The sequence below is a fragment of the Amaricoccus macauensis genome (genome assembly GCF_049800915.1).
Lineage (GTDB): Bacteria > Pseudomonadota > Alphaproteobacteria > Rhodobacterales > Rhodobacteraceae > Amaricoccus > Amaricoccus macauensis_A.
Genome location: NZ_JBNAFY010000001.1, coordinates 518896 through 530347 on the forward strand (window position 1 = coordinate 518896; position 11452 = coordinate 530347).

General features: G+C 63.9%; 11 protein-coding genes and 2 tRNA genes. 9 read left to right on the forward strand and 4 right to left on the reverse strand.

What is annotated here, in order from left to right:
* The first annotated feature begins 95 nt into the window (after nucleotides 1-95).
* Together lon and ACP15W_RS02270 are read left to right on the forward strand one after the other, a co-directional pair.
* Nucleotides 96-2507 carry an endopeptidase La gene (gene lon / locus ACP15W_RS02265; protein ID WP_424931201.1) on the forward strand — a complete coding sequence of 804 codons (2412 nt, stop codon included), beginning with the start codon at nucleotides 96-98 and terminating at the stop codon, nucleotides 2505-2507.
* Between the two features lie 98 nt (nucleotides 2508-2605).
* Complete coding sequence (locus ACP15W_RS02270; RefSeq protein WP_424931601.1) at nucleotides 2606-3040, forward strand: YqaA family protein; 435 nt, start codon at nucleotides 2606-2608, stop codon at nucleotides 3038-3040.
* A 36-nt stretch (nucleotides 3041-3076) separates the two neighbouring features.
* Here ACP15W_RS02270 and ACP15W_RS02275 read toward each other — a convergent pair whose 3' ends face one another.
* Entirely contained in the window at nucleotides 3077-4600 is a 1524-nt protein-coding gene (locus ACP15W_RS02275; protein WP_424931202.1) for an aldehyde dehydrogenase (NADP(+)), read from the reverse strand.
* A gap of 346 nt (nucleotides 4601-4946) precedes the next feature.
* Between ACP15W_RS02275 and ACP15W_RS02280 the strand changes: the two genes are divergently transcribed.
* From ACP15W_RS02280 to ACP15W_RS02290, 3 genes are all read left to right on the forward strand, one after another.
* A tRNA-Val gene (locus ACP15W_RS02280) sits at nucleotides 4947-5021 on the forward strand.
* 19 nt (nucleotides 5022-5040) lie between these two features.
* A tRNA-Val gene (locus tag ACP15W_RS02285) sits at nucleotides 5041-5116 on the forward strand.
* 126 nt (nucleotides 5117-5242) lie between these two features.
* Entirely contained in the window at nucleotides 5243-6223 is a 981-nt protein-coding gene (locus tag ACP15W_RS02290; RefSeq protein WP_424931203.1) for a sulfotransferase family 2 domain-containing protein, read from the forward strand.
* Between the two features lie 13 nt (nucleotides 6224-6236).
* Here the strand turns inward: ACP15W_RS02290 and ACP15W_RS02295 are convergent, their stop codons facing one another.
* Nucleotides 6237-6980 (reverse strand): HAD family hydrolase, encoded by a 744-nt coding sequence (locus ACP15W_RS02295; RefSeq protein WP_424931204.1) that lies wholly within the window; start codon nucleotides 6978-6980, stop codon nucleotides 6237-6239.
* Between the two features lie 103 nt (nucleotides 6981-7083).
* Nucleotides 7084-8472 carry a PleD family two-component system response regulator gene (locus ACP15W_RS02300; protein WP_424931205.1) on the reverse strand — a complete coding sequence of 463 codons (1389 nt, stop codon included), beginning with the start codon at nucleotides 8470-8472 and terminating at the stop codon, nucleotides 7084-7086.
* A 108-nt stretch (nucleotides 8473-8580) separates the two neighbouring features.
* Here ACP15W_RS02300 and ACP15W_RS02305 point away from each other — a divergent pair, with 108 nt between their 5' ends.
* From ACP15W_RS02305 to rpmG, 4 genes are all read left to right on the forward strand, one after another.
* A complete protein-coding gene (locus tag ACP15W_RS02305) occupies nucleotides 8581-8859 on the forward strand; it encodes a DUF3572 domain-containing protein (RefSeq protein ID WP_424931206.1) in 279 nt (92 codons plus the stop codon).
* 127 nt (nucleotides 8860-8986) lie between these two features.
* Nucleotides 8987-9406 carry a DUF983 domain-containing protein gene (locus ACP15W_RS02310; protein WP_424931207.1) on the forward strand — a complete coding sequence of 140 codons (420 nt, stop codon included), beginning with the start codon at nucleotides 8987-8989 and terminating at the stop codon, nucleotides 9404-9406.
* Nucleotides 9387-10094 carry an NUDIX hydrolase gene (locus ACP15W_RS02315; RefSeq protein ID WP_424931208.1) on the forward strand — a complete coding sequence of 236 codons (708 nt, stop codon included), beginning with the start codon at nucleotides 9387-9389 and terminating at the stop codon, nucleotides 10092-10094. The genes ACP15W_RS02310 and ACP15W_RS02315 overlap by 20 nt, the downstream gene beginning before the upstream one ends.
* Nucleotides 10095-10203: 109 nt before the next feature.
* Nucleotides 10204-10371, forward strand: coding sequence for a 50S ribosomal protein L33 (rpmG, locus tag ACP15W_RS02320; RefSeq protein ID WP_424931209.1), 168 nt, complete (start codon nucleotides 10204-10206; stop codon nucleotides 10369-10371).
* 107 nt (nucleotides 10372-10478) lie between these two features.
* On the opposite strand, the gene ACP15W_RS02325 is transcribed toward rpmG, so the two are convergent.
* Nucleotides 10479-11363: an SHOCT domain-containing protein gene (locus ACP15W_RS02325; RefSeq protein WP_424931210.1), complete on the reverse strand. Its 885-nt coding sequence runs from the start codon at nucleotides 11361-11363 to the stop codon at nucleotides 10479-10481.
* Nucleotides 11364-11452 lie beyond the last annotated feature (89 nt).

Below are 11452 nucleotides of genomic sequence, written 5' to 3' on the forward strand. Positions count from 1 at the left end.
CGCAGCGATGGGCGCGCCATTTGTCACCCAAGTGGAGGTGTCGCGTTGCCGCGGAAGCGGGGCGCGAGTGCCTTGCCAAGAAAAGGACGACATACATGAACGAACTGAGCAGTCCGACCCATCCGGTTCTCCCGTTGCGCGACATCGTGGTCTTTCCGCATATGATCGTCCCGCTTTTCGTGGGCCGCGAGAAATCCGTCCGCGCGCTCGAAGCGGTCATGAAGGACGACAAGCAGATACTGCTCGCAAGCCAGAAGGATCCGTCCGAGGACGAACCCACGGCCGAAGGCATCTACAGGGTTGGTGTGCTGGCGAATGTGCTTCAGCTACTGAAACTGCCCGACGGAACGGTGAAGGTCCTGGTCGAGGGCAAGAGCCGCGTTGGGATCGAGGAATTTCTCGAAAACGAGGACTACTTCGAGGCCAACGCCGAGGTGATCGAGGAGACCGAGGTCGATCCGGCGGCGGTCGAGGCCCTGGCGCGTGCCGTGGGCGATGAGTTCGAGCGCTATGCGAAGCTCAACCGTAACATTCCCGACGAGGCCGTTTCGGCGATCACCGAGGACATGCCGCCGGCAAAACTCGCGGATACGGTTGCGGGTCACCTGGGCGCGAAGCTCGAGGAGAAGCAGGCGCTTCTCGAGGAATTCGACGTGGGTGAGCGGCTCGAGACGATCTACGGTCTGATGCAGGGCGAGATGTCCGTGCTCAAGGTCGAGAAGAAGATCAAGAGCCGCGTCAAGAACCAGATGGAGCGCACCCAGCGCGAATACTACCTCAATGAACAGATGAAGGCGATCCAGCGCGAGCTTGGCTCGGGCGATGGCGAAGGCCAGGACGACGCCTCCGAGTTCGAGGAGCGGATCGAGAAGACCAAGTTCACCAAGGAAGCCCGTGACAAGGCGATGGCCGAGCTCAAGAAGCTGCGGAACATGTCGCCCATGTCCGCCGAGGCCACCGTGGTGCGCAACTACCTCGACTGGATGCTGTCGATCCCGTGGGGCAAGCGCAGCCGCATCAAGAAGGATCTGAACGCGGCCCAGAGCGTGCTGGATGCGGACCATTACGGTCTCGAGAAGGTGAAGGAACGCATCGTCGAGTTCCTCGCGGTGCAGTCGCGTTCGGCCAAGTTGAAGGGGCCGATCCTCTGCCTCGTCGGACCTCCAGGCGTCGGCAAGACCTCGCTTGGGAAGTCGGTCGCCAAGGCGACGGGGCGCGAGTTCATCCGCATTTCGCTCGGCGGTGTCCGGGACGAGGCGGAGATCCGCGGTCACCGGCGGACTTATATCGGCTCGATGCCCGGCAAGATCATCCAGTCGATGAAGAAGGCCAAGACGACCAACCCGCTGATCCTGCTCGACGAGATCGACAAGATGGGCCAGGACTTCCGCGGCGACCCGGCAAGCGCCATGCTCGAGGTGCTCGATCCAGAGCAGAACTCGACCTTCATGGATCACTATCTCGAGGTGGAATACGACCTCTCGAACGTGATGTTCCTCACCACGGCCAACAGCTACAGCATGCCGCGGCCGCTCCTCGACCGGATGGAGATCATCTCGATCTCCGGCTACACTGAGGACGAGAAGGCCGAGATCGCGCGCCAGCACCTGCTCGAGAAGCAGGAAAAGGGGCACGGCCTCAAGAAGGGCGAGTTCGAACTCACGGCCGAAGGCCTGCGCGACATCATCCGCTACTACACCCGCGAAGCCGGGGTGCGGAACCTGGAGCGCGAGATTGCCAAGCTCTGCCGCAAGGCGGTGACGGAAATCGTCAAGGGCAACTCGCAGAAGGTCGTGGTCACGCCCGAGAACCTCGAGGAGTATCTCGGAGTGCGCCGGTTCAAGTATGGCCTCGCCGAGGACGAGGATCAGGTGGGTGTCACCACCGGTCTGGCCTGGACCGAGGTGGGCGGCGACCTGCTGTCCATCGAGGCGCTGAAGCTGCCGGGCAAGGGCCGGATGAAGACGACCGGCAAGCTCGGCGACGTGATGAAGGAGTCGATCGACGCGGCCTCGTCCTATGTGCGCTCGAAAGCGCCGGACCTGGGCCTCAAGCCGCCGATGTTCGAGACCGCGGACATCCACGTCCACGTGCCCGAAGGCGCTACGCCCAAGGACGGCCCCTCGGCTGGTATCGCGATGGTCACGTCGATCGTCTCGGTACTGACCCAGATCCCGGTGCGCCGCGACGTGGCGATGACCGGCGAGGTGACGCTGCGCGGCAACGTGCTGCCGATCGGCGGGCTGAAGGAGAAGCTCCTCGCAGCGCTCAGGGGCGGCATCACGACGGTGCTGATCCCGTCCGACAATGTGAAGGATCTGCGGGATATTCCGGACAACGTGAAGAACGGTCTGGAACTCATCCCGGTCTCGAACGTGATGGACGTGCTGAAGGTGGCGCTGGTGCGCATGCCTGATCCGATCGAGTGGGACGAGGCCGACGAGGCCGCCGCCCGTGCTGCCGTGGCCGCATCCGAGCCGACGACGCCCACCGCGGCACCGCACTGATCAAACGCCCGCTTCGGGCAATCTCGCTGCCGGCCTTCGGGCCGGCAGTTTTCATATGGGGCTTCGTCCAAGGGAGATCGCGGCACATGGGAGAGACCGTGCTGGCCCTCGCCGGCCTCTTTTCCGTCGCATTCCTCGCGGCGACCTTCCTGCCGGCGCAATCGGAGATCCTGCTGACCGCAATGCTCGTCGCGGAGCGCTATCCGGTTCCCGCACTTGTCGGCATCGCCACGCTGGGCAATGTGCTGGGCTCGACACTGAACTGGTGGCTCGGCCTGAACCTTGCGCGCTTCGAGGGGCGGCGCTGGTTTCCGGTCTCGCGCGAACAGGCCGCGCGGGCCGAAGGCTGGTATCACCGCTGGGGCCGCTGGTCGCTGCTCCTGTCCTGGGCGCCCTTCATCGGCGATCCGCTCACCTTCGTCGCCGGGGTGCTGCGCGAACGCCTGAGCGTCTTCCTGCTCTTCGTCACCGTCGCCAAGCTCGGGCGGTATCTGCTGGTGGTCTGGGCCACCGCAAGCTGGAGCGGGGCCTGAGAGCCCCTGCCGGCTTGCTCGGTAAGGCGCTTCCGGTCAGGCGATATCATCGGGCAACACACCCGCGGGCACGTTCTGGTAGCAGACCGGCCGCAGGAAGCGCCGGATCGAGAGCGTTCCCACGCTTGTCGCACCGAAATTGGTCGAGGCCGGGTAGGGGCCGCCATGAACCATCGTGTCGGAGACCTCGACCCCCGTCGGGAAGCCATTGACCAGCACGCGGCCTGCCTTGCGCTCGAGGATCGGCAGGAGGGCGCGTGCCCGCGCCGTATCGCCTTCATCCATGTGCATCGTCGCGGTGAGCTGACCCTCGAAGCCCTTCGCGAGCATCTTCATCTCGTCCTCGCCCGAGACCCGCACGACGAGCCCGAGCGGCCCGAAGACCTCCTCGCCGAGCGCATGGTCCTGAAGATAGGCCTCCGCATCCGTTTCGTAGAGGTTCGGCGCGGCCGTGCGACCATCCTGCTCGGTGGTCAGAACCGGGGTCACGGCATTGCGGCCGTCGAAGCGTGCCTTGCCGTCACGATAGGCCTTCGCGATCCCGTCAGTGAGCATCACCTGCGGTGCGCTTTCTGCCAGCGCGTCCCTGGCCGCGGCGACGAACGCGTCCCCTTCCGGGCCTCTCTCAACTACAGCGATGCCTGGGTTGGTGCAGAACTGGCCTGCTCCCATGGTGAGCGACCCGGCCCAGCCCTTGCCGATCTCGGCCCCGCGTGCCCTGGCCGCCTCGGGCAGGACGAACATCGGGTTGACCGAGCCGAGCTCGCCGAAGAACGGGATCGGCTCCGGGCGCTGCGCACAAAGATCGAAGAGTGCACGCCCGCCCGCCAGCGAGCCGGTAAAACCCACCGCCTTGATGTCGGGGTGCTGCACAAGCGCCTGGCCAACCTGCCGGTTGCCGCCCTGGATCAGCGAGAAGACACCTTTTGGCATGTCGCAGCGCGTGACAGCCGCCGCAATGGCCTCGGCAACGATCTCTCCCGTGCCGGGATGGGCGGAGTGGCCCTTCACCACCACCGGACACCCGGCAGCAAGGGCCGCGGCCGTGTCCCCGCCCGCGGTCGAGAAGGCGAGCGGGAAGTTCGAGGCGCCGAATACGGCCACCGGGCCGATCGGACGCTGCATCATCCGCAGGTCCGGGCGCGGGAGCGGGGCGCGGTCCGGCAGGGCCTCGTCATGCCGGCGGTCGAGATAGTCGCCCTTGCGGATATGGGCCGCAAACAGCCTGATCTGGCCGGTGGTCCGTCCCCGCTCGCCCTGAAGCCGGGCTTCCGGCAGGCCAGTTTCCTGGCAGCCGATCTCGGTGATCGCGTCCGCCCGGGCCTCGATCTCCTCGGCAATGGCATCGAGGAATTCCGCGCGCGCCTCGCGGCCCAGATAGGCATAGGTCCAGAAGGCCTCTTCGGCCGCCTTGCAGGCCGCATCCACCAGTTCGACGCTTCCGATGCTGAAGACATGGGCCGGGCCGGTTGCGGGCTCGGAGGAAAATGTCCCTTCTCCCGAAATCCAGGCGCCCGCGATAAGATGCTTCCCATGCGGGGTGAATTTTCCGTCGAGCATTTCGATCTCCCTGATCTTCTCGCTGTTCTTTACCGGGCGCTGCCGCAGAACGTCCTGCCGGTTCCCGCATACGCAGTCCCCCGTGAGAACGGCCCTCCAAGTGGCCGCCTCGTGCAGGGCCATGTCGTGAAACACCCGCCCGGTCTTTCCGGTGTTCTGTACGCGGTGGCGTTTTTGCGTGTCAATCAGCCGCCCGGTTGCAATCGTTTCATAAATAGCATCGTTCGCCTGGTTGACAGGCTTTGCGCGGGCCCTGGGACTGGCGAACATCCGCTTCACCAATCCGCAGAAATCCAAAGAATACCTCTTGATGGTGCCCGGTGGAATATATATCAACCCGGCCACCGGGCGATTAGCTCAGCGGTAGAGCGCTACGTTCACATCGTAGATGTCGGCAGTTCGATCCTGCCATCGCCCACCATCTCCGCTTCTGCGGGGCCGGGTGATTAGCTCAGTTGGTAGAGCGCTTCGTTTACACCGAAGATGTCGGGAGTTCGAGTCTCTCATCACCCACCATTCCCCATTCGCGAATCGCAGTCTGCCGAAGAACGGAGGACGCCTCCTGACGCGGTCTGCTCTTGCGGGCCGGTGCCCGCCGCGCGATAGAGGTGAAAAGCCCGCGCAGGTGAATGGAAGGCTCGGATGAACGCGATCGATTGCAGGCCATGGAACAAGCGAAACATCACGACCACCTTGCGTGACAGCACCCCGTCCGATGCCCTGGGCTATCTCTTCATTCCGCTGGGCAAGGCCGCGAACACCGAAGTCAAGCGTCAGCTCTGGGAACTCGAGCACGAAGCGGGCAGCACGGTTCCGGTGCCCGAAGAGTATTTCGCCGTCCACAACTACAAATGGGGCGGAACGAAGGGTGAGGTCGAAACGCCATGGGAATCCTATTCGGGTGATGACGTCGATCGCCTCGTGGGCGATCTGATGAACAAGTATCTCTTCACCGTGGTCCGCAATCCCTACACGAAGCTGCTCTCGGCCTATCTCGACAAGATTATCAAGCTTCAGGCCAAGGTCGCCGCCGGAATGTCTCCGGAAAAATACAATGGCTTCAACCTGCCGGGCGTGCCCCAGAGCTTCGAGGCCTTCGTCGAGATGGTCTGCGACCAACCAGATCGGGATGTGGACATCCACTGGGCGGGGCAGGTCTACAAGACGTTCTTCCACTTCGTGAAATATAGCCATGTCGGCCATTTCGAGGATCTTCCGGGCCATTTCGCGCAGATCTCGAGCCGCTTTTCACAAGCCGCACCCGCGCGCGAGAACAAGGCCAGCCACGCCACGTCGGCCTCGCAGAAGATCCGCGAACACTACACCGAAGCGCTCGCGGAGAAGGTCCATGCCCGTTACCGCGAAGATTTCGAAGTGTTCGGATATTCGCCCGACCTGTTTGCCGGAACATTGGCTCCGGTGCGCGCCACCGCCCCGAGCGGAGAGTATTGCGACTTTGCGCGACCGATGTCGCGGGTGGTCAAGCACGCCCACGCGGGCGAGCGGCGCAAGGCACGAACCGTCTTGCGCAAGGTCCAGGAAAAGGCCGACAGGATTCGCCGGGAACTCGTGCTCGATGAAAGTCTGCGCGGTCTACTGAAACGGTCGGAAGTGGACGCCTAGAGCGGAGACGAGTTCAGAGTGCCGCCACCGTGCGGTTCTCGCCATCGATCCAGCCGGGCAGGGCGCCGATGCTGGGCAGGATGACATCCGCGAGATCGGCGAGCTCTTCGGCTTCCGCGAGCCCCGTAAGCACGCCGACTGTCCGCATCCCCGCGGCGCGCCCGCTGAGCAGATCGTGGGTGCTGTCTCCGATCATCACGCAGTCCGCAGGTTCGAAATTCGAGTGATCGCAGAAGGCCAGGAGCATCCCGGGGTCGGGTTTCGCGCCGAAGCCGCTGTCGTATCCTGCGATGAAGGAGAATTCCTCGAGGATGCCGCTCGAATCCAGGTGGTGACGCGCTGCCTGTTCCGCATCGTTCGTTGCGATGCCGAGGGTGTGGCCGTCGCCCTTCAGGCGGGCCATGAGCGCGGATAGCGGCACCGCCTCGACCTGCGGAACCTCCGACGTCGAGGCCAGGACATGGGCCCGGATTGCCGCCCGGCTGAGTTCCGGAAAGCAGGATTTGATCGCTTGGACCACCACGTCCATCGTTCCCGCGATGACCGGGCTCGTCGGTGCGAACTCCTCCCTCACCAGATCGTATCCGAGTTTCCCGGATAGCGCCTCCGCCGCGCTTTCGTCGCCTTTCGCGAGATCGCGGATGAAACCGGCGCACCATCGCCCCCAGGTCAGGCGGAAGTCGAACAGGGTGCCGTCCTTGTCAAAGAGAAGGCCACGGATCGGCTGGCCGCCGGGTGGTCGCGAAAAGGATGCCATCAGTCAGTGAGCCCGCTCAATCTCGTCAGTGACCCGCAGGTTACGCTGAGCTGGGCCCCGGCCGCAATGGCGTGCTGTCGGTGAGGTTTGGGCGGCCCGAAAGTCAGGCCGCCTCCGCGTAGAAGGTCACGCGGTTCCGCCCGCCTTCCTTGGCCTCGTAAAGCGCACGGTCGGCGCGGTGGATCACCGCTTCCGCATCCGTATCGCTGCCGTCGGCAATGGCGACCCCGATCGAGACCGTCACATTCACCTCGCCCTTGTCACGCGGCAGCGGGAAGGCGGTTCCCTCGATGGCGCGCCGTATGCGCTCGGCTGCCGCGGCTGCGGCATCGTGATCGCTGTCGGGCAGGGCCACGAAGAACTCCTCGCCGCCGAACCGTGCCACGAGATCCACGCCGCGGATGTTTTCCTGCAAGCGCCGTGAGAATTCCCGCAACACCGCGTCGCCGGCGTCATGGCCATGCTCGTCGTTCAGGCGCTTGAACTTGTCGAGATCGATCATCATCACCGCGAAGTACCCGTCGGTGTCCCGTGCGCGTTCCATCACGCTGTTCATGTGTTGCGAGGCATAGCGGCGATTGTAGATCCCGGTCAGAGGATCGATCACCGCCATCTTCAGCCCGTCGCGCACGCTGCGCCGCAGCCAGTCCGAATAGCATTTCCGGCGCAGAAGCGACCGGATCCGCGCCGTTAGTTCGCTCGGGTCGAACGGTGCCTCGATATAGTCCGAGGCCCCGATCTCCAGCCCCTTCGCCGCGGTCTCCACATCACCCTTGTTCACGACAAGAAGGATCGCGGCCTGCCGGGTTTCGGGTCGTGCACGGAGCGTGGAGACGAACCTGAGCCCGTCGCCGCCTTCCATCATCGTCTGATTCACCACGAAACAGTCGGGAAGCTCGAACTGCGCGAGGTTCTGAGCCTCGCGCTCCGAGCAGGTCTCGATGGTCATGGCCCCGAGCCCGGACTTGAGATACCGGGCCCAGGATCGCCCCTGTTCGACCGAACCTGGCGCGAGCAGTATCGGCGCGGAATAGTCCGGTTCGATGTCCTGCTCGGACACGAAATCGCTGAGACCCAGTTCGCGCGAGGTCAGATCACGCAGGCGCAACTCGTCGAACATCATCTTCATGCGCAGGAGGTTTCGCACCCGCGCAAACAGGGCGAGATCGTTGAACGGCTTTGACAGAAAGTCGTCGGCACCGGCCTCGAGCCCGCGCACCCGCTCTTCCGGCGTGTCGAGCGATGTGACCATGATGACCGGAATATGGGCGGTCTCGGGGCGCGCCTTGAGTTCACGACAGACGGTGTAGCCGTCCATGTCCGGCATCAGCACGTCGAGCATGATCATGTCCGGCTGTTCGCTCAGGGCCATTTCCAGCCCGCGTGTGCCGTTCTCGGCAGCGAACACATCGTAATACGCAGCGGAAAGCTTGGCCCGAAGCAGCAGCCGGTTGGTGGGTACATCATCAACCACCAGGACCCGACCAGACATTGATGGACCTCCGAGGAAAGGAAGAAAAGCAGCATTGATTGCGCCATTTATTAACGGCAAATGTGTTAACGAAAGGTTTCGGGCAGCCCCGCCAGGTGTAACGAAGAGATGAAGACGGAACTCGCAAAATCCATCGCGCAGGATGCGCTCGTGGCCCTCACGGGCGATCCGGAGAACCTCTCCCATTTCCTTGCCGCAACCGGCGCATCCACCGATGATGTCAGGCAAAGGTTTGAAGATGAGGAGTTTCTCGGGTTCGTGCTCGACTTTATTTTGATGTCGGATGAGCTTGTGATCTCGTCAGCCAGCGCTGCGAACGTCGCTCCGGAGCGCATCATCGTGGCCCGCCATGCCCTGGGAGGTGGCGCAGCGCCGAACTGGACCTGACCGGGAAGACGCGCTGAAATGGTAAACGCCGCTACGGCTCGTTCCCGGCGGTGCCAGTCAGGATTCGGTGGTGTAGGGGTCCGTTCGTCGGGCTGGCTGAGGGCGGCGGAATGACGTAGAAAGAGGCATGACCGACTCGAGGACGACCATGACCCAGGACGACGAACCGCGGGATACCCGCCAGGCGCTTCTGCGCGGTGTCATGATGAAGTGCCCGGCCTGTGGCGAGGGCGCCATGATGGAGAAATACCTCGAGGTCGCCCATGCCTGCCCGGCCTGCGGCACCGAACTCTATCACCATCGCGCCGACGACGGCCCGGCCTGGGCCACGATCCTCATCACCGGTCATATCATGGCACCCCTGATGCTGACGATCTTCGAGGTCTTCCGCCCCAAGGGCTGGGTGATGGCGCTCGGCTTCTCGGTCTTCTTCGTGCTGTTGTCACTCTATCTGTTGCCGAGGATCAAGGGCGCCTTTGTCGGCCTGCAATGGGCCAAGCGGATGCACGGGTTCGGCACGCCAGAGAATGTCGGCTCCAACGCCTGACGCGGGACGCGGTCCCGCTCCGGTCCCGCTCCGGGATGCCGCGACACTGATCCTCTACCGGCGCGAGGCGGAGACCTTCCGCGTACTCATGGGCCAGCGCGGGGCCAGCGCCGTTTTCATGCCGCAGAAGTTCGTCTTTCCCGGCGGCGCGCTCGATGCCGGTGATGGCGCGATCCTGCCCGACAGACCGCATGACCCCGAAACACGCGCACGGCTCGAGGTGGAGACGCCCCCGGATGTGGCGCATGCCTTGCCCTATACGGCGGTGCGTGAACTCTGGGAGGAAACCGGTGTGCTTCTGGGGCGTGCCGGCGCGCCGCCCGAGGGTTCGGTGCCGCCTCCCGGATGGGCTGGATTCCTCGCGACTGGTCAGGTGCCGGATGTGCGGGCGTTGCAATTCGTGTTTCGCGCCGTCACGCCTCCGGGGCGTCCGCGGCGCTTCGACGCGCGTTTTTTCCTGCTCGATGCCGGAGAGGCCGGTCTCGATGCTGAGGATTTCGCCCGGGCCGATGGTGAGCTCAGTCACCTGCAATGGCTCGAGATCCACGAGGCCCGCCGGTTGCCCCTGCCATTCATCACTGAAATCGTGCTCTCCGAGCTCGAAGCCCGGTTCGCGGCCCCGCACAGGCCGAGGCCGGTGCCTTTCTTCGATCACAGGGCGGAGGGCTCGCATTTCCTCATGCTTTGAGGCTTGACTCGCACGGGCGCATGGATAGAAGAGCGGTCTGGAATTTTGCCGCGCTCTGGAGCGCGGTGTGGGCGTATAGGCGCCAGCAGCCTGGCGGGAAGGATAAACCATGGCGAAGCCAACGACGATCAAGATCCGGTTGAACTCGACCGCTGATACCGGACATTTCTACGTGACGAAGAAGAACTCGCGCACCATGACCGAGAAGATGGTCGTCAAGAAGTACGACCCGGTCGCGCGCAAGCACGTCGATTACAAGGAAGGCAAGATCAAGTAAGATCTGCCCGGACGACTGGCGTTTCTCTTCCTGCGAGGAGCGCACGCCTGAAAGCCCGCGTTTGACGCGGGCTTTTTTCATTTGTTCATGTCTGGGGGTGAGGCCCGTCAAAGACGGGCCAGCAACTCCGTCTTCTTCTCGTCGAATTCCGCCTGGGTCAGAATGCCCTTCTGCTGCAGGGCGGCGAGCTTCTCGATCTTGGCGATGATGTCGTCTTCCGACGAAGCCGAAGCCTGCGGCGCCGGAGCTGCCGGTACCGGCGATGGTGCCGAACTCGGAGTGCTCGGTTCGGGCGCGCCCGAGACTGCCGCTTCCGCCTTGGGGGCCGGGGCTGCTGCCGCCGGTTCGGGGGATACGGCTTCCTTGGCACCCGCTGCCTCGCCCTCGAGCCTTACCTTGGGCAGATCGGCCACGCGCACGAGCCCATGCTGGCTGGTGAAGGTCAGCGACTGGTCGCCGCCCTGCTGCTGGGAGAAGCCACCGATCTGGTGATCGCCGGTATCGTATACCGTCGTGTCGTCCCCGAGCCGGATGGCAAGCCTGCGGGTGGATGGGAAGAAGGCGTAGCGCAGGTTGTTCTGTGCGCCGACGGAGGAGGGCGTCCCGAGGCTTTCCGGCCACCAGTCGCTTGACTGCTGCATGCCGGAGACGAAGAGGCTCGTGCCCATTCCGCCGCTCGACTGGCTTTGGGATTGCGCGACCCGCGCCGGGGCCCGTGCAAAAACGTCACCCGATTGCAGCGCATTCGAAAGCTCGGTGCAAAGCGCATCGACCCGCGCCTTGAGCGCGTTGTTGAACATGTCGCCGACCATCGTCATCCCGCCGCGGGACCATTGCCCCATGCCGCCGAGATCGGGGTGGTTGAACTGCGCCTGGTTGCCATTGCTCATCGCAAGGGCCTGCAGCAGAACGGTCACGGCGTCCTCGCTCACCCCATGTCGGGCGGCGGCGTCGGTTGCGATGCTTTGTCCGTGTTCCGTGAGAAGGCTCATATTTCAGTCTCTTTCATGGTTCTTGTTCTGGTTTCGACTGGGCGATCCTTGTCATTCGATATGGGCGGTGGGGGCAATGGCTTTCAAGC